This window comes from Rhodococcus sp. CH91 (assembly GCF_022554085.1).
Classification (GTDB): Bacteria; Actinomycetota; Actinomycetes; order Mycobacteriales; family Mycobacteriaceae; genus Rhodococcus.
In genome coordinates, this window is the sequence record NZ_JAKFYR010000006.1 from 238,114 (window position 1) to 255,928 (window position 17,815).

Genomic DNA, 17,815 nt, shown 5'->3' on the forward strand with positions numbered 1-17,815 from the left:
CCTCCAGCGACGAGAATTGTTACCGGCCAGTATGCACCGCGGCGGTGTGACTACAGGCACAGGCCCGACTCTACCCGTTACGTGCAGTTGCATGAAAAAGCTGCCGAAACACCGATGGCCGGTCACAGCGTCGTCCGACGCTGTGACCGGCCACCGGGAAGGCGCCGGGAGAAGTTCCCGCGCTATCCGCGGACCGACAGACCGACCTTCTGGAATTCCTTCAGGTCCGAGTATCCGGCCTTCGCCATCGACCGGCGCAGACCGCCCACGAGATTGAGCGAACCGGACGGATCGTCGGACGGACCGAACAGCACCCGGGCGAGACCCGGACGATCACCCTCGGTGATACGCACGGCAGCGCCGCGGGGCATCGACGGGTGTCCGGCGACCGACGGCCAGTACCAGCCCCGTCCCGCCGCCTCGTCCGCGAGCGCCAGAGGCGCCCCGAGCACGGCGGCGTCGGCACCGCACGCGATCGCCTTCGCGAGGTCGCCGGCGGTCTCGATGTCACCGTCCGCGATGACGTGCACGTAGCGGCCACCCGTTTCGTCGAGGTAGTCCCGCCGGGCCGCTGCCGCGTCCGCGATCGCCGTCGCCATCGGAATACCGATGCCGAGGGACGAACTCGTGGTGGTCGCCTGCTTCGTGGAACCGAAGCCGACGATCACACCGGCGGCCCCCGTGCGCATCAGGTGCAGCGCCGTGCGGTGATCGCTCACGCCACCGGCGATGACCGGCACGTCGAGCTCCGAGATGAACGTCTTGAGGTTCAGCGGCTCGTCCTCGCCGTGAGCCACGTGCTCGGCCGAGATGATGGTGCCCTGCACGACGAGGAGGTCGACACCGGCCTTCACCAGCTCGGGGGTGAGCGTCCGCGCGTTCTGCGGGCTCACCCGCACGGCGGTGGTGACACCGGCGTCCCGCACCTGCGCGACGGCAGCGGCCAGCAGGTCGCCCTGGAGCGGGGCTGCGTGCAGTTCCTGCAGATAACGCACTGCTGCGCGGGGATCCGTGCTCGCGATCTCCGCGAGGCGCGAGACGACGGCATCGACGTCGGCGTGACGACCCCACAGGCCCTCACCGTTGATCACACCGAGACCACCGGCTTTACCGAGCTCGACGGCGAAGGTGGGCGACACCAGCGCGTCGGTCGGATGCGCCAGCACCGGGATGTCGAAACGGTAGGCATCGATCTGCCAGGCGGTCGACACCTCCTTCGACGAACGTGTCCGGCGGGACGGGACGATGTCCACGTCGCGCAGTTCGTACGTACGCCGGGCCGTGCGACCCATGCCGATTTCAACGAGGTCGCGCACGCGCGCCCCTTTCTCCTCTTGGACGATGCTCCCGCCGGACTCGGGACGGGACCCTGCTGCGGCCGCGAAACCTACCGGACCGCGTAGTTCGGCGCCTCGGCGGTGATCGTGATGTCGTGCGGGTGGCTCTCCTTGAGGCCGGCAGCGGTGATCTGCACGAACTGCGCCTCCTGCAGGTGCTCGATCGTGGTGGCGCCGGTGTACCCCATCGCTGCGCGCAGACCGCCGATGAGCTGGTGGGTGACCTGCTGCAACGGCCCGCGGAACGGCACTCGTCCCTCGATACCCTCGGGCACGAGCTTGTCCTCGGAGAGCACGTCGTCCTGGAAGTAACGGTCCTTCGAGTACGACTTGGCCTCGCCGCGGCTCTGCATCGCGCCGAGCGAACCCATGCCGCGGTAGCTCTTGAACTGCTTGCCGTTCACCAGGATCAGCTCGCCCGGGGATTCGGTGGTACCCGCGAGCAGCGAACCGAGCATCGCGGTGGACGCGCCGGCCGCGAGAGCCTTGGCGACGTCGCCGGAGAACTGCATCCCGCCGTCGGCGATGACCGGCACGCCGTGGGCACGGGCCACGGTAGACGCCTCGAGGATCGCCGTGATCTGGGGGGCGCCGACACCGGCGACGACACGGGTCGTGCAGATCGAGCCGGGACCGATCCCCACCTTGACGGCGTCCACTCCCGCGCCGATGAGCGCTTCGGTGCCCGCACGAGTGGCGACGTTGCCGCCGATGATCTGGACGCGATCGCCGACCTCGCTCTTGAGCTTGGAGATCATGGACAGCACGTTGGCCGAATGGCCGTGTGCGCTGTCGACGACGAGCACGTCCACACCGGCGTCGACGAGCGTCATGGCGCGGGACCAGGAGTCGTCGCCGACGCCCACGGCAGCGCCGACGAGCAGGCGGCCGTCGCGGTCCTTCGTGGCGTTGGGATGCTGCTCCGTCTTGACGAAGTCCTTGACGGTGATCAGCCCGGTCAGCTTGCCCTGGCCGTCGACGATGGGCAGCTTCTCGATCTTGTGGCGGCGGAGCAGGCCGAGCGCGGCCTCCGCGGTGACACCTTCCCGGGCGGTGACGAGGGGAGCCTTCGTCATGACCTCGGCGACCGGACGATTCTGGTCGACCTCGAACCGCATGTCGCGGTTGGTGATGATGCCGACGAGCTGGCCCTCGTCGTCGGTGACCGGCAGACCCGAGATGCGGAAGCGCGCACACATCGCGTCGACCTCGGCGAGGGTGTCGGTCGGCTTGCAGGTCACCGGGTCGGTGACCATGCCGGCCTCCGACCGCTTGACGGTCTCGACCTGAGCGGCCTGCACTTCGGTGGCCATGTTGCGGTGCAGCACACCCATGCCCCCGGCGCGCGCCATCGCGATGGCCATGCGGGACTCGGTAACGGTGTCCATCGCCGAGCTCACCAGCGGGATCCGCAGTCGGATATCGCGGGTCAGCTGGCTCGACGTGTCGACCTGGCTCGGGACGACGTCGGAAGCCGCGGGAAGCAGCAGCACGTCGTCGAAGGTCAGCCCCAGCATCGCGACCTTGTTCGGGTCGTCACCGCCGGTGTGCACGCGCCCTCCGGTACTACTCATGCGGTTCGGACCCTCCGTGACAGTCGATGGGAGCGGACGGGAACGCCGTCCGGCAACGGGAATGAATGAAGGCTGTGCACGCTCGTCGTACCGACGGGCGGAAAGAGAGCGGCACGCACTTGTCCATGTTATCTGTTCGGGAGAACAACCTCGGCTCCCACCCTGTTCCCGGATCTTCGTCACATCGGGGCGCACGATTTCCGGCGTGTCCCCCGTCGAGCGCTGGCGCAGACCCCCTCGGTCTGCGTACCGTGGAGTCGTGCGTGATCAGTTGCCTCCCGGACTCCCCCCGGACCCGTTCGCAGGAGACCCCGACGATCCGTCCGCAGCACTGGACGCGATCGAGCCGGGCCAGCCTCTGGACCCTGCGGAGCGGCTCGCGGTGGAAGAGGACCTCGCAGACCTGGCGGTCTACGAGGCACTCCTGGCTCCCCGCGGCGTCCGCGGGCTCGTGGTGTGCTGCGAGGACTGCCACCAGGACCACTACCACGACTGGGACATGCTGAGAGCCAATCTGCTCCAGCTGCTCGTCGACGGCACCGTCCGTCCTCACGAGCCGGCCTTCGATCCGTCCCCCGACTCCTATGTCACATGGGACTACTGCCGCGGGTACGCGGACGCGTCCATGAACGAGGCTCTGCCCGTCGATCCCTACGGACTGGACTCCTGACCGACAGTCCACCGCGGACCACGAATCACAGCACCTCATACGACGAATCGGGCCCGGCAGCAGATGCTGCCGGGCCCGATTCGTTCGTCGTGCCTACGAAGTCGGAGTCGCCGGGACACCCGACGAGGATGCCGGCGCCAGATCGACTCCCGGGCCTTCCTGCGTCGTCGACCGCGGCGACGAGGCACCTGTGGTGGGCTCCGGGGTCGGAGAGACGGTCGTCGGAGCAGGCTCGACGGGAGCCGGGGTCGACGTGTCGGAGGACGGAGGCGGCGGTGGAGGCGCAGTCTGCGACGGCGTGGTGGTGTCCGGGATCGGAGCCGGAGCCGGAGCCTGCAGGACACTCGTCGGATCGACCGTCGAGGTGGGCGGCAGCGTCGTTCCCGTGTTCGCGCCGGTCGACGGGACGGGTTGCTGCCCTTCCGTGCCGGGTACTGGGGACTGTGGTGGAACGGCAGCCCCGGGATCCGGTAATTGCGGGGTCACAGGTGCAGCCGGAGGCGGGGGAGGCAGCTGCGGAGCGAGCTTGCCGATCTCGTCGGCCAGACGTTGCATCCAGTCGCCGAGGGCGTCGCGCTCCCCCGAATCCCGGACATCGCCCGAGCGGGACTCGGCGGAGGTCAGCAACTGACGTGCTTCCTCCGGATGACCTTCGGCGATGAGCTGTTCGGCTCGCTGCAGAGTCGAGGTGGCATCCAGGCGCGCCTCGGTCGATTGCGCCTGCTCGCTGAAGACGACCTGCTTGACGCCCCACAGCGGATCGCCGGGTTCGGCGCTGTAGGACACCGCCGTCGCAGTCCCCACGGCCACCGCGACGAGCGCTGCCGCACCCGCGAGGGGCCGGAGCAGCCGCAGCTGACCCTTCGACCTGGGCCGGGGAGGTGCCGCGGCCGGCACTCCGGTGAGGGTGTCGCGCGCACCGAGTTCCCGGTTGACCGCAGCCACGACCTCGTCCAGCTCGGGACCGGCGGGCATCGGTTCGGCCAGGATCTCCGCTCGCCAGTCCGCGAGCAAGGTGGCGAGTTCGTACTCCTCGGTGTTCTTCGTCTCGACGAGTCCGTTGCCCGAGATCGCGTCGATGAGCGCATCGTCACGGCGGACGGCGGCGAGGTCCACGGAGGTTTCGTCGTCGGGGAACTCCTCGTCGAAGCCGTCGCCCGAGAAACGCCTCCTACTCATTCCGCTCACCTGCTCTCGTGACTTCCTTCTTGAGTCTCGCGATGGCCCTGTGTTGAGCCACTCGGATCGCTCCCGCGGTACTTCCCACGGCCGCGGCCGTCTCTTCCGCCGACAGTCCCATGACGAGGCGGAGAATGAGGATCTCCCGCTGCTTCTCCGGGAGGATCGCCAGCAGTTGCTTCATCTGGCGGCTCGCCTCCGAGTTGAGGGCGTATTCCTCCGGGCTGTCGTCGAGAGACATCACTTCCGGCACCTCCGCCACAGGTTCCGCGCGATTGCGCGCTGCGCTGCGGTGCGCATCGGCAACCTTGTGCGCGGCGATGCCGTAGACGAATGCCATGAAGGGGCGGCCTTGATCCTGATATCTCGGCAGAGCGGTCATCACGGCCAGGCACACCTCCTGAGCAACATCGTCTGCGGAGAGCTGGCCGCGCTCCGCAGATCCGACCCGAGCGCGGCAGTACCGCACGACAAGGGGCCGGACACTGGCAAGAACCTGGGCAAGAGCTACCCGATCGCCCTGCGCAGCCGCAGCAACGGCGGAGTCCAACTCCTCACCCATAACAGTCATCGATTGCGCAAGTCCTGGCGTTACAGTCGGCACCACCCCCCCGGGCGGGCTTCCACCTGACCGTGGAACACCCCCAGAGTAACGACAACTACCGACCGTTCGGGTGACCCCCCGTGTGCGAATGGAATTCAGCGCGGAGAGGTCTCCGCGAAACGGCCGCCACGGTGCACGATCGAGGTCTCGCAGAGATCACGGACGTCCGCACCCCGCCCGGGATCGAGTCCGTCGAGCAGCATCGCCGCGGCCCACTGCAGGGGGATCAGACCGTATTCCCCGGCGCGGGCGAGTACATCGGCGGCCAGCGCCGTCGCCGGACCCCGATCGGGCTGTCCGGTCAGCGATGCCGCACGGACGAGGTCGGACTTGACGCTGTGCCGCACGGACCCGAACTCACGCGACAATTCCACTGCTCGATCGGCGCGGGGACGCGCGCGTGCGAAGTCGCCTGCCGCGAGCGCCGATTCGGCACCGACCCATGCGATCCGGATCCGTTGACGCAGGAACGACTGCCCGCCTGCTTCCGATTCGGTGGCGTCCAGGACCGAGGCACACCTGTCGAGGAGCGCACCGCAGACGCCGAGCCGGCCTCGCCCGAGGGCGTCGGCGGCCAATCCGGTGACGGCGTCGCACCATGCCTGAACGGACGGTTCGGAGGCCGGCTCCCCCCGCACCGACGCCGACAGTGCCCGTCCGTCGAGTATCGCCGCGGCACGATGACCGCCCAGCTGGCGCAGGAACGACGCCTCGGTACTCGCCCCCAGCGACGCCCACAGGTGCGGTCCACCCGGTTTCCGCAGGTGAGCCAGTTCGGCCCGCGCGGCCGCGTAGCGTCCCTGTCCGCCCAATGCGACCGCCCGCAGCCAGTGCTGCTCGGGTCCGTGGGCCGCGGGGAGCGGATGCAGGCCCGGGACAGGACCGAAAGCTGCGGAGGCCAGTACCTCGCGCCGGGGCGCGGAGTTCGCGACTTCACCGCGTGCGTCGTGGGTGAGCATCGCGAAATCATTGCACCCCCCGATACGGCGCAAAACGGCGGGACTCGTCCAGTCCGGGAACTCCCGGAGAAATTCACACCCTGAGCGCAAATAGTCCTGAGTATTGGAACAACCGACGCCGAGAACGTTTCCGAACATTTTGTTAAACAACGCGTTAAAAGAAGTGAACTGCAGGTAGAACCGTTCCCGACGGGCGCCTCACCCCGAGCCCGACGACGCGCAGCCCGCCTACATGCGCTGTTACCAGGGAGTACGGGACCTTCGACCCACACCGACGGCGGGAGGTTACCGCCTTCGGACCCCGCCCGCACGGGACAGGCACGACTTCCGGCGAAAGTAAATATTTCTGCGGTTAAATCTTTCCCGGGCGGTTATGGACTATCCCACTCATCGAATAGATTGACGACGAATCGATACAGATTCTACGGTGAGTTTGTTTGATTCGGCGCACAGCGGGAATCCCGATGTGTCCACGGTCCGCTCGCGACACTGATGCGAGCTTGCTGCGAAGGAGTGCCACAGATGCCTGCACCACACACCCTGCCCGGCCCGAATGCGGACCTCTGGGATTGGCAGATGCACGGAAAGTGTCGTGGTGTGGACTCCTCGGTGTTCTTCCATCCGGACGGTGAGCGCGGCCGTGCGCGCGCCCAGCGGGAGAACCGCGCGAAGGAACTGTGCCGCACCTGCCCGGTGCTGGCGCGCTGCCGCGACCACGCCCTGGCGGTCGCCGAACCGTACGGGATCTGGGGCGGCATGTCCGAGACCGAACGTGAGATGTACACGAGGCAGCGCCGACGGAAAGTGGCCGTGTGAATCGGCCTCCGGGCCGGTGAAGGCCCGCCGCTACGACGAAGGCCCCGTGGGGAATCCGAAGATTCCCCACGGGGCCTCGCGGTATCCGCTCGGCGCGGAACGGCCTACAGCCTCAGTGGGCGTGCCCGTGGCCGTGCCCGGCGTCGGCCTGCTCCTCCGGCTTGTCGACGACCGCACTCTCCGTGGTGAGCACCATGCGTGCCACCGACGCAGCGTTGACCACGGCGGACCGCGTCACCTTCACCGGATCGACGACACCCTCGGCGACGAGATCGCCGTAGGACAGCGTCGCAGCGTTGAAACCCTGCCCGGATTCCCGGACCCGGTTCACGACGACCGAACCGTCGAGGCCCGCGTTCGTCGCGATCCAGTACAGCGGTGCGGCGAGAGCAGCCCGCAGCGTGGCGACGCCGGTGGCCGCATCACCCGACAGGGAGCTCTCCAGCTCCTCGAGCGAGCGCGCAGCCTGCACGAGCGCGGAGCCGCCGCCGGGCACGATGCCCTCCTCGACGGCAGCCTTGGCGGCGTTCACAGCATCCTCGACGCGGAACTTGCGTTCCTTGAGGTCGGTCTCGGTAGCAGCACCGACCCGGATGACTGCGACACCGCCGGCGAGCTTCGCGAGACGCTCCTCGAGCTTCTCGCGATCCCAATCCGAATCGGTCGCCTCGATCTCGCGACGCAGCTGGGCCGCGCGAGCCTCGATGTCCTCGGCGGTGCCGGCACCGTCGACGATCGTGGTGGTGTCCTTCGTCACGACGACGCGACGTGCCGAACCGAGGAGGTCGAGTCCGGCCTCCTTGAGGGACAGGCCCAGGTCGGAGTTGATGACCGTACCGGCGGTGACGACCGCGAGATCCTCGAGGAACGCCTTCCGGCGATCACCGAAGTACGGCGCCTTGACCGCAACGGCCTTGAGGGTCTTGCGGATCGCGTTGACCACGAGGGTCGACAGCGGCTCACCCTCGATGTCCTCGGCGATGATCAGAACCGGCTTGCCGGATTCGGCGATCTTCTCGAGAAGCGGCAGGAAGTCGGGAAGAGAGGTGATCTTCTCGCGGTAGAGCAGGACGAGCGCGTCCTCGAGGACGGCTTCCTGCGCATCGATGTCGGTGATGAAGTACGGCGACAGGAAGCCCTTGTCGAACTGCACCCCTTCGGTGACGACCAGTTCGGTGTGCAGGGTGGAGGATTCCTCCACGGTGACGACACCGTTCTCGCCCACACGGGTCAGCGCCTCGCCGACCATCTCGCCGATCTCCTCGTCGCGCGAGGACACCGTGGCCACCTGCGCGATGGCATTCTTGCCCTCGACGGGAGTGGCGGCCGCGAGCAGAGCCTCGCTCACCTTCTCCGCACCCTGGGCGATACCGGCCCCGAGCGAGATCGGGTTGGCACCTGCGGCAACGTTCTTCAGACCGGCCTTCACGAGCGCCTGGGCGAGAACGGTCGCGGTGGTGGTGCCGTCACCGGCGACGTCGTTGGTCTTGGTCGCGACACTCTTGACGAGCTGAGCGCCGAGATTCTCGAAGGGATCCTCCAGCTCGATCTCCCGGGCGATGCTCACACCGTCGTTCGTGACGGTCGGGCCACCGAAGGCCTTGGCGAGCACGACGTGTCGACCACGCGGGCCGAGCGTGACCTTGACGGCGTCGGCCAGCTGGTCGACACCGCGCTCGAGAGCCCGGCGCGCGGTCTCGTTGAACTCGATTTGCTTGGACATGTTCTCCGGCTACTCCTGGACTCGGATGTTCCACAACGTATTCCGCCCCGGGTCCGAATCGGGACACCGGGGCGGAATGCAAGCGGCCTACTTGGCGACGACAGCCAGGACGTCGCGCGCAGACAGGATCAGGTACTCCTCGCCGGCGTACTTGATCTCGGTTCCGCCGTACTTGCTGTAGATGACGACGTCGCCTTCCTTGACGTCGAGCGGGATGCGCTTGTCGCCATCTTCGTCCCAGCGACCGGGGCCTACGGCGACGACGGTGCCCTCCTGGGGCTTCTCCTTCGCCGTGTCCGGGATGACCAGGCCGGAGGCAGTCGTCGTCTCGGCCTCGTTGGCCTGGACGAGGATCTTGTCCTCGAGCGGCTTGATGTTCACGCTCGCCACGATGAGCCCTCCACTTTCAGGGGTATTGGGGTCCGAGAATCAGTGTTCTCGGACACGGGTGTGTTCAGTCATCACGGTGACTCCGCACGCGTCCCGTCGTCGCGGGTGCCGGGCCGGCGCTCGGTGTCACTAGCACTCTATACACGAGAGTGCCAGCACTCAAGGGCGGCAGGCGCGAACACGCCGACGAGCACGAAACCGGAGCGCATGTTACGGTTGAATAACGGAAACCGATGAGCGTGATCGTTCGGTGACCTTCAGGGGGAAGGCGTCCACCGCCTGTTCGTCGATCACGCACGGAAGGTGAACAATGCCCACGTCGCTCGGCATATCCGTCGGCGCCTCCGGCGTCGGCTCGGCCCTGCGCGTCGATACTGCAACTACTCCCACCACCGAGTTCCGCAGACTCGCGGCCGAATCCGAACCCGGGCGCGATCTCGGCGATCTCGTCTTCGACGCCGTCGCACTCGCGTCGGCCCAACGATCCGGCACTCCCGAGGTCACGGTCGCGTACCGCACCGAAGACCAGGCGAATGCGGTCCGCATCGCAGCGGAACGCGCGGGACACATGGTGCGGCTCGTTCCCGAGAGCACCGCCGCGCTCGCCTACCTCCGCACGGTCGGGGTCCGTCGGGAGCCCGGCGCGATCGCTCTCGTGGACATCGGGGCCACCGGTACGACCGTCTCGATCCTCGACCAGGAATCCGGTACCGTGCTGCGCTCGGCCCGAACCGAGGAGATCGGTGGTGCCGAACTGGCCTCCCGCGTACTCGATCACGTCCGGCACGCCACCGAGCGCATGCGCGGCCGCCGGCAGATCGATACGGACCTGCTGGCAGCGCGGTGCCAGGGCGCACAGGAAGCGCTCGCCACGGCGTCGTCCACGCGTATCGACATCGCGGAGGCCGGCCCGAACGCATCGGTCACACTCACCCGCTCCGAACTCGACGAACTCACCGCCGACCTCGCCGTTCGGGTTGCTGCGTTCACCCAGCGGATCTGCACGAGCGTGGATCCGGTTCCCGGCACGCTGGCGCTGGTGGGCGGCACCGCCGCCTCCCCCGCCCTCGTCGCGGCGATCTCTGCGGGTTTCCGCGGCGAGATCATCACGGTGCCCGAACCGGGCGCTGCGGCTGCGATCGGTGCCGCATTGTCGGGGGACTCGGACTCCTCGGCCGGATATCCCCTCGTGGGATCTCCTACCCGCATCGGCGGTGGATCCTCGGGCCGGATATCGAGCGTCGTCGCCGGCATCCTGGTGCTGAGCGCCATCACGGCCGGATACGCCACGCAGCATTTCACCGAACGCGACAACAGCAACGTCCCCGTCTCCCCGTTGTTCACGAGCGGGGCGGCGCTCTCGCCGAACACACCACCGACCGAGACGGTCATACCGTCACACGATCCGACCCCCGAGGCCATCTCGTCCCGCACCGCGGACGACGACCTCGCGGCGCCGACAACGGTCCCGTGGCCTCGGTCGACCTTCGATCCCACGACACCGACGACTCGTGAAGAGCGGTCCACCCGGCCCGACCCGCCGGTCACCACGGTGACCCCCACCCCGATCGATCAGGTACCGACTCCGGGGGTGGCGCCCGACGAGGCACCGGACTCCACGCCGTTGCCGAGTCCCACGACCACACCGCCGGACTTCGGCGCAGCACCGACGCCTCCGGATTCCGAGACCTCGCCGGCAGCTCCGGACTTCGGGTCCACACCGACGCCGGATCCGACCGTCGCCCCCGACACCACCGATCCCACGGCCCCCGGCACCACTCCCCCGGTCACGACCGGTCCCGCACCGGACGGCCCCGAGACCACCGTCCCCGGCCCGGGAGTGGCACCGACGACACCGTCGAGCTCACCCGCACCACCGCCCGAGTCGCCGGCCACCACCCCGACCGCGAGCGGCAGCTCCGTCGAGACCACGACCGGGACGACCACCGTATCCGGCACTTCGGGCGCCGCACCGAGCTGAGCCCGGGTCCGGCCGACAGGTCAGGCGACCACCTGGGGCACCGAGACCGACAGCCCCGGATCCGTCGCCGCTCCCAGCGAGGACGGCAGAGCCCCACCTGCGATGAGGTGTGCGCCGAGAGACGCGATCATGACACCGTTGTCGGTGCACAGCCTCGGACGAGGAACCCGCAGGGTGATCCCGGCGGCGGCGCACCGCTGCTCGGCGAGCTCCCGCAGCCGGCTGTTGGCAGTCGCGCCACCGCCGAGGACCAGCGTGTCGACGCCGAGATCCTGGGCCGCCCGGACCGCCTTCATCGTCAGTACGTCGGCGACGGCCTCCTGGAATCCCGCGGCGACGTCGGCGACCGGAACCGGTTCGCCCGCGCGTTCCTTCGCTTCCACGAAACGGGCGACCGCAGTCTTGAGGCCGGAGAAGGAGAAATCGTGGCGCGCGTCGCGCGGACCGGTCATCCCGCGCGGGAAGGTCACCGCGGACCGGTCGCCCTGCCGGGCCAGCCGGTCGACCTCCGGACCACCCGGATAACCGAGTCCTAGCAGCCGCGCGACCTTGTCGAAGGCCTCCCCGGCGGCGTCGTCCACGGTGGTACCGAGTTCGACCATGGGCTTGCCGAGATCCTCGACGTGCAGCAGGTGCGTATGGCCACCCGACACGAGAAGCGCCACGCACGGCGGCATCGGCCCGTGCTCGAGGGTGTCGACGGCGACATGTCCCGCCAGATGATTGATCGCGAAGAACGGTACGTTCCACGCCGCCGCATACGCCTTGGCCGCAGCCACGCCGACGAGCAGCGCACCGGCGAGGCCGGGCCCGATCGTCACGCACACCGCGTCCGGCTTCTCGATCCCCGCCTCGCTCAGCGCACGACGCATGGTCGGCACCATCGCCTCGAGGTGAGCGCGCGACGCGATCTCCGGCACCACACCACCGAAGCGGGCGTGCTCGTCCACACTCGATGCCACAGCGTCGGCCATCAGTTCGAGAGTGCCGTCACCGACCCAGCGGACGATGCCGACACCTGTCTCGTCGCACGAACTCTCGATCCCCATCACGACGGGCTGCTCGGGCAATTCGAATCGTGGCCTGCTCGTGGTCACGCCTGTGACTCCTCTCGCGGATCCGGACGTCGCATCGTGTAAGCATCCGCGCCGCTCGGCTGGTAGTAACGCTTCCTCGTCCCGACGACCTCGAAACCCTCACGGCGGTACAGCGCGATCGCCGCCTCGTTGTCGGTACGCACCTCGAGGAAGACCGGTCCGCCCCACCGATCCGCCACTGCCAGCAACTCGCCGAGCAGGACTCCTCCGATCCCGCGGCGGCGGGCCGCAGGATCCACGCCGATCGTGTGCACCTCGGATTCCGGGCCGATCGCCGTACCGAGACGCGCGAGCCCGGCATATCCGATCAACCGGCCCTGCAGGTCGCGCGCTGCGAAATAGTGATTGTGGGGCGATGCCAGCTCCGCACGGAACGCATCGGCACTCCACGGGTCGTCGCCGGGAAACAGGATCTGCTCGAGTTCCGCGCAGCGAGGTGCGTCCTCGGGGCGCAGCGCATCGACGACCACCGGGGGTTCGCCGGTCGCGTTCGTGTCGTCGGGTGTGGTGTTCATGCGCGGCGATTCGCGGTCTCCACCGCGTCGGGCCTGCGCAGGTACAGGGGAACGAGAGGCTCGGGCTCGGCGCCCGTACGCAACGCCTCGGCGGCGACGGCCACCAGCCCCGCAGGCGACGGGGTGTACACGTCCACCGCGGGAAGATCGAACAGCGACGTGTGCGCCGGCGAACCCGCCACCCGCACCGACGGCTCCGCAGGAAGATCGGCCGGCTTGCGTACCTCGGGTCCTTCCACACGGTGGCCCCCGGCATAACGTGCCCAGTAGATCTCGCGGCGCCGGGCATCGGTCACCACGAGCAGATCACCGTCCGCGCCGTGGAGACGACGGACGTCGGCCGCGATCGCGTCGAGGCTGCAGACACCGTGCACGGGGAGTGCGAGTGCATCACCGAAGGCGGCAGCGGTGGCCATTCCCACCCGAAGGCCGGTGAACGGGCCCGGGCCGATCCCGACGACGATCGCGTCGAGATCCGAGGGCTCTGCGCCGGCTTCGGCGAGGCATTCGAGGATCTGCGGCGTCAGGACTTCGGCGTGGGCTCTCGGATTGTCGGTGACGCGCGCGGCGAGCACCTCGGGCCGGGAGTCGTGACCGCGGTCGAGACGGACGACTCCCGAGGTCACGGCGGGGGTGGCGGTATCGACGGCGAGCACGAGCACGATGTACCAGCTTACTCCGCCCGACCCGCTCGACTGTCGCGCGGTGACCGAACCCACCGGGAAGCCATGCTTTCCGAGGCGGATCGCGGGTGGGTCAGCCCACCCACTCCCAGTCCGCGCGCCGGATGTCGGTACCCGGATCCCTCCGGAGCCTGACCCGCAGATGCCGCTCGGCGAGCTGTTCGACGAGGCCGCCTCCCCACTCCACCACCACGACGGTGTCGGTGAGATCGGTGTCGAGGTCGAGCGCGTCGAGTTCGTCGAGAGCGTCCGGCCCGTCACCGAGGCGGTACGCGTCGACGTGAACGAGGCCCACCGGCTCACGACCTTCCGGGTTACCGGGACGGTGTTCGCGGGCGATGACGAAGGTCGGCGACGTCACGCGTCCCTCCACACCGAGACCGGCAGCGATTCCCCGGGTCAGCGCGGTCTTACCCGCCCCCAGAGGACCGTCGAGAACCACCAGGTCCCCCGCACGCAGGTTCTCCGCGAGCCGTCGGCCGAACGCCTCGGTGTCCTCCACGGTCGTCAGTTCGATGCTCTGCTCACCCAATTGCGATCTGCCTTCCGGACATTCCGTGAGCGGAACCGCGCCGGATCAGGCGATCGATCGCACGGTCCACGACCTCGGGAAACTCCAACTGCACCAGATGCCCGGCGCCACGCACCCGCTTGAGCTCGACGTCGGGCAGTTCCTTCGCGAGCGCCTCCGAACTCGCGTAGGGGATCACCATGTCGGCGTCGCCCGAGAGCACCAGGACGGGAACCGTGCCCAGGACGGGCAGCGCCGCGGACTCGTCGTGCAGTTCGAGAGTCCGGAGGTAGTTCACGATGGTCAGCACCGACGTCTCGTCGAGCATCCGATCGGACAGCTGCACCAGGCGAGGGCTGACCACCGTGCCGTACGAGGCGGCACGCAGGATCGGGGTGACGATCGCACGCGCCGCGCCCCGGGCGAACTGAACGAATCCCGGAGCGGTACGGGCTGCATATCGGAAAGCGTCGAGCACCGGATTCTCGAGATTACGTCCGATACCCGTCTTGCTCAGACCTGCCGCGGTGGTCGCGAGGAGTCCCACCCCGACGATGCGTTCTCCGAACAGTTCGGGTCGCTGAGAGGCGAGGGCGATCGCGGTCATACCACCCATCGAGTGGCCCACGACGACCACCGGGCCGTGCGGCGCGACCTCGTCGATCACCCGGCCCAGGTCGCGGCCCAACTGGGCGATGGTGCACTGCGATGCGCCCGAGAAACCGGATTCGCCGTGGCCGCGCTGGTCGTAGAAGACGGCGCGCACCTCGCGCCCCCACTGTTCCTGCAGATGCCGGTACTGCAGATGCCAGGACTGCATCCGCAGGCAGTAGCCGTGGACGAAGACGACGGTGAGCGGAGCCAGGGACGAGCCGCTCTCGCGCACGACGAGCCGGACATCGTCCTCGGTGGTGACGATGCGGTGCGGCAACCGGAGGATCTCCTCGAAGTCCTCGTCCTGATAGATCTCGTGGGCGGGCATGCCGGCGGTCTTGACCGCGTACAGCCCCGCCGAAGAGGCGAGAGTTGCGAGGCTCGATCCCAACAGCCCCATTCTGCTCACGAGGGACATGACGTCACGCTCCCTTCGCCCCGACATAACTCCGGACGGTCCGGCCGCCGATACCGGTGACGATCTCGTAGTTGATCGTGCCGAGCTCGTCCGCCCACTCCTGGGCCAGCGGTTCACCGCGACGCCCGTCTCCGAAGAACAACGCCTCGTCGCCCTCTTCTACTCCGCCCCCCTCGGGACCGAGGTCGACGACGACCTGATCCATGCACACCCGGCCGATCTGCGGGCACCGGCGTCCACCCAGCTGCACTTCGATACGGCCGCTGAGATTGCGGCGGATTCCGTCCGCATATCCCATCGGCAGCAGCGCCACCGTCGTGTCCTCGGGAGCGATCCAGGTGTGCCCGTAGGACACACCGCCTCCCGCCTCGACCTTCTTCACCAGCACCACCCTCGCCCGCACGGTCATCACCGGCCGGAAACCCATATCTCCGCGTTCCGGGATCGGTGTCAGTCCGTACATCGCGATTCCGGGCCGAACCATGTCGAATCGCAGGTCGGGGCGGGTGACCGTGGCTGCAGAGTTCGCCAGGTGCACCACCTCGGGGGTCAGCGACCGGCGGCGCAGATCGGCGACGGCCTCCGTCAGCCGGTCACGTTGTTCGGTGTTGCCCGGGTGATCCGGTTCGTCGCCGTGGGCCAGATGCGAGAACGCACCGCGCAGCCGTACCGAGCCTTCGGCGCGGGCGCGACCGAGGTCGCGCATCATGTCGTCCCACTCGTCGACGGCCACACCGTTGCGGTGCAGTCCGGTGTCGACCTTGATCGTGACCGTCGCGGTGACCCCGACGCGCCGGGCGGCCTCGACGACCGAAGCGAGATGTCTCGGCGAGGAAAGTCCGAGTTCGACCCCGGCTTCGATCGCAGGACCGAAATTCGCATCGGCGGTGTGCAGCCACGACAGGATCGGCGCCTCGATACCCGCGGCGCGCAGTTCGAGGGCCTCGTCGAGTGTGGTCACACCCAGTTCGCGGGCACCGGCGGCGAGGGCGGCCCGCGCGACGGGGACGGCGCCGTGGTTGTAGGCGTCGGCCTTGACGACGGCCATGACCGCAGCGGGACCCGCGTGCTCACGCAACGCTCGTACGTTCTCCGCGACGGCGTCGAGATCGATCACCGCTTCTGCTTGAGGCTGGTCGGTACGTGCAAGTTGCGAGGTGCGTCGGGTCGTGGTCACGTCTCTCGATCCTGCCACTGCACCCACCGGCTCCGACGGCACGTCCCCGTGTGCCAGGTCACGATTCGGGAATGTGGGTGCGCAGCAGGCGAATCGCATCGCCGATCCGGGACAGGAGCCCGCTCGCCGAGATCGGAGCCGCGCCGGTACCCGCACCGCCGGCGCCGGCCGGCCGGTGGGCGGCGAGGTTCGCGGCGAGGGCGTGCGCCCGCGCCCCGGCGGATGCCGCGAGGTCCACCGGCATGCCCGCCGACAGGAGCGCCCCGATCATGCCTGCGAGCACGTCGCCGGATCCGGCCGTCGACGCCCACGATCCGGCCGCGTCGTTGACGAAGACGCACCCGTCCGGCCGGGCCACGAGAGTCGCGCGGCCCTTGAGGAGCACGTGCACTCCCCACTCGGCCGCGAGGGACCGTACCGCCGCGAGCCGGTCCGGTTCCGGACGCCGCCCGGCCAGGCGCGCGAACTCACCGGCGTGCGGAGTGAGCAGAGTGGGGGCCGTGCGCCCCCGTACCAGGCCGGGTTCCCGGGCGAGCAATGTGAGTCCGTCCGCATCCACCAGCACCGGAAGGTCGGTGGCGAGAATCTCGCGGAGTGCCGCGAGGGCTTCGTCGTCGGTACCGGCGCCGGGGCCCACGACCCATGCCTGCACCCGCCCGGTCTCGGCGACCGACCGCGACGTCACTGTCTCGGGGAAACGCGCAAGTACGTCCGGTGCGCCGGAACCGACGTACCGCACCATGCCGGAGGTCGCCGCCACGGCAGCGCCCGTGCACAGCACCCCGGCACCGGGATATCCGGCGCTGCCGGCGCGGATACCGACGACTCCCTGGCTGTACTTGTCGTCGTCGGGACCGGGAACAGGCCAGATCGCCCCGATCTCGGACGTTTCGGCCGCGACCAGTCGCGCCTCGGGAAGGTCGAGTCCGATGTCGACGAATTCCACGCGTCCGCAACTCGCCGGAGCGAGCGCATGCACCGGCTTGTACGCGCCGAACGCCACCGTCACCGCGGCGGTCACCGCCGGTCCGTCGATCGCTCCGGTATCGGGGTCGACACCACTCGGGGTGTCGACCGCGATGATCGGCGCGCAGATCGCGTCCACCAGAGCAGCCGCGGCGGGTCGCAGCGGCCCTCGCCCGGAGATGCCCACGATGCCGTCGAGCACGAGGTCGGGACTACCGAGACGGTCGGTGGTCGCCGGCACAGCGCGTCCCCCGGCCGCCCGGAGCGCGCGCAGACCCGCGGCGTGCGCCCTGTCGGGGTCGAGCAGCAGTGCCGTGACGGACACCCCCCGCCGGCGCAGCAGCGCTCCCGCCCACAGGGCATCGCCGCCGTTGTCACCCGAACCGACGAGCAGGCTCACCCGGCGTCCGGCGACACCGCCCGTGCGTTCCCGCAGTTCTGCGGCCGCGACCTGCGCGAGCCCGTAGGCCGCGCGACGCATGAGCGTGCCCTCGGGAAGGGACGCGAGCAGTGGCGCCTCGGCCGCGCGCACCGCATCGGACGGGTGGTAACTGCGCATCG

General features: G+C 68.9%; 17 protein-coding genes. 3 read left to right on the forward strand and 14 right to left on the reverse strand.

Annotated features, from left to right (window positions below; translation table 11 throughout):
• Positions 1-182: 182 nt before the first annotated feature.
• Both MOM01_RS14095 and guaB read right to left on the reverse strand, forming a co-directional pair.
• The gene (locus tag MOM01_RS14095; RefSeq protein WP_241386045.1) at positions 183-1,316 is read right to left on the reverse strand and encodes a GuaB3 family IMP dehydrogenase-related protein; all 1,134 of its coding nucleotides are present in this window, start codon (positions 1,314-1,316) and stop codon (positions 183-185) included.
• 71 nt (positions 1,317-1,387) lie between these two features.
• Complete coding sequence (guaB, locus tag MOM01_RS14100) at positions 1,388-2,911, reverse strand: IMP dehydrogenase (protein WP_241386046.1); 1,524 nt, start codon at positions 2,909-2,911, stop codon at positions 1,388-1,390.
• Positions 2,912-3,170: 259 nt separating this feature from the next.
• Here guaB and MOM01_RS14105 point away from each other — a divergent pair, with 259 nt between their 5' ends.
• On the forward strand, positions 3,171-3,581 hold the full coding sequence (locus MOM01_RS14105) for a DUF5319 domain-containing protein (protein ID WP_241386047.1): 411 nt from the start codon (positions 3,171-3,173) through the stop codon (positions 3,579-3,581).
• Positions 3,582-3,674: 93 nt separating this feature from the next.
• On the opposite strand, the gene MOM01_RS14110 is transcribed toward MOM01_RS14105, so the two are convergent.
• The 3 genes from MOM01_RS14110 to MOM01_RS14120 all read right to left on the reverse strand — a co-directional run bounded on the left by MOM01_RS14110 (position 3,675) and on the right by MOM01_RS14120 (position 6,323).
• Positions 3,675-4,760: an anti-sigma-D factor RsdA gene (locus tag MOM01_RS14110; RefSeq protein ID WP_241386048.1), complete on the reverse strand. Its 1,086-nt coding sequence runs from the start codon at positions 4,758-4,760 to the stop codon at positions 3,675-3,677.
• On the reverse strand, positions 4,753-5,331 hold the full coding sequence (locus MOM01_RS14115) for a sigma-70 family RNA polymerase sigma factor (protein WP_241386049.1): 579 nt from the start codon (positions 5,329-5,331) through the stop codon (positions 4,753-4,755). Before MOM01_RS14115 ends, MOM01_RS14110 begins: the two co-directional genes overlap by 8 nt.
• 128 nt (positions 5,332-5,459) lie before the next feature.
• The gene (locus tag MOM01_RS14120; protein ID WP_241386050.1) at positions 5,460-6,323 is read right to left on the reverse strand and encodes a hypothetical protein; all 864 of its coding nucleotides are present in this window, start codon (positions 6,321-6,323) and stop codon (positions 5,460-5,462) included.
• Positions 6,324-6,845: 522 nt separating this feature from the next.
• On the opposite strand from MOM01_RS14120, the gene MOM01_RS14125 reads away from it, so the two are divergent.
• The gene (locus tag MOM01_RS14125) at positions 6,846-7,139 is read left to right on the forward strand and encodes a WhiB family transcriptional regulator (RefSeq protein ID WP_006550073.1); all 294 of its coding nucleotides are present in this window, start codon (positions 6,846-6,848) and stop codon (positions 7,137-7,139) included.
• Between the two features lie 112 nt (positions 7,140-7,251).
• On the opposite strand, the gene groL is transcribed toward MOM01_RS14125, so the two are convergent.
• Positions 7,252-8,862: a chaperonin GroEL gene (gene groL / locus MOM01_RS14130; protein ID WP_241386051.1), complete on the reverse strand. Its 1,611-nt coding sequence runs from the start codon at positions 8,860-8,862 to the stop codon at positions 7,252-7,254.
• Positions 8,863-8,949: 87 nt separating this feature from the next.
• Positions 8,950-9,252 carry a co-chaperone GroES gene (groES, locus tag MOM01_RS14135; protein WP_006550071.1) on the reverse strand — a complete coding sequence of 101 codons (303 nt, stop codon included), beginning with the start codon at positions 9,250-9,252 and terminating at the stop codon, positions 8,950-8,952.
• Between the two features lie 310 nt (positions 9,253-9,562).
• Between groES and MOM01_RS14140 the strand changes: the two genes are divergently transcribed.
• Positions 9,563-11,233, forward strand: coding sequence for an Hsp70 family protein (locus MOM01_RS14140; protein ID WP_241386052.1), 1,671 nt, complete (start codon positions 9,563-9,565; stop codon positions 11,231-11,233).
• Between the two features lie 20 nt (positions 11,234-11,253).
• Here MOM01_RS14140 and tsaD read toward each other — a convergent pair whose 3' ends face one another.
• From tsaD to MOM01_RS14175, 7 genes are all read right to left on the reverse strand, one after another.
• Entirely contained in the window at positions 11,254-12,282 is a 1,029-nt protein-coding gene (gene tsaD / locus MOM01_RS14145) for a tRNA (adenosine(37)-N6)-threonylcarbamoyltransferase complex transferase subunit TsaD (RefSeq protein ID WP_241386122.1), read from the reverse strand.
• Positions 12,283-12,326: 44 nt separating this feature from the next.
• Positions 12,327-12,845 carry a ribosomal protein S18-alanine N-acetyltransferase gene (gene rimI, locus MOM01_RS14150; RefSeq protein ID WP_241386053.1) on the reverse strand — a complete coding sequence of 173 codons (519 nt, stop codon included), beginning with the start codon at positions 12,843-12,845 and terminating at the stop codon, positions 12,327-12,329.
• Complete coding sequence (gene tsaB / locus MOM01_RS14155; protein WP_241386123.1) at positions 12,842-13,507, reverse strand: tRNA (adenosine(37)-N6)-threonylcarbamoyltransferase complex dimerization subunit type 1 TsaB; 666 nt, start codon at positions 13,505-13,507, stop codon at positions 12,842-12,844. Before tsaB ends, rimI begins: the two co-directional genes overlap by 4 nt.
• Positions 13,508-13,601: 94 nt before the next feature.
• Positions 13,602-14,060 (reverse strand): tRNA (adenosine(37)-N6)-threonylcarbamoyltransferase complex ATPase subunit type 1 TsaE, encoded by a 459-nt coding sequence (tsaE, locus tag MOM01_RS14160; RefSeq protein WP_241386054.1) that lies wholly within the window; start codon positions 14,058-14,060, stop codon positions 13,602-13,604.
• Complete coding sequence (locus tag MOM01_RS14165) at positions 14,053-15,111, reverse strand: alpha/beta fold hydrolase (RefSeq protein WP_241386055.1); 1,059 nt, start codon at positions 15,109-15,111, stop codon at positions 14,053-14,055. Before MOM01_RS14165 ends, tsaE begins: the two co-directional genes overlap by 8 nt.
• A gap of 4 nt (positions 15,112-15,115) precedes the next feature.
• Complete coding sequence (gene alr / locus MOM01_RS14170) at positions 15,116-16,288, reverse strand: alanine racemase (RefSeq protein WP_241386056.1); 1,173 nt, start codon at positions 16,286-16,288, stop codon at positions 15,116-15,118.
• Between the two features lie 58 nt (positions 16,289-16,346).
• Positions 16,347-17,813, reverse strand: coding sequence for an NAD(P)H-hydrate epimerase (locus MOM01_RS14175; RefSeq protein WP_241386057.1), 1,467 nt, complete (start codon positions 17,811-17,813; stop codon positions 16,347-16,349).
• Positions 17,814-17,815 lie beyond the last annotated feature (2 nt).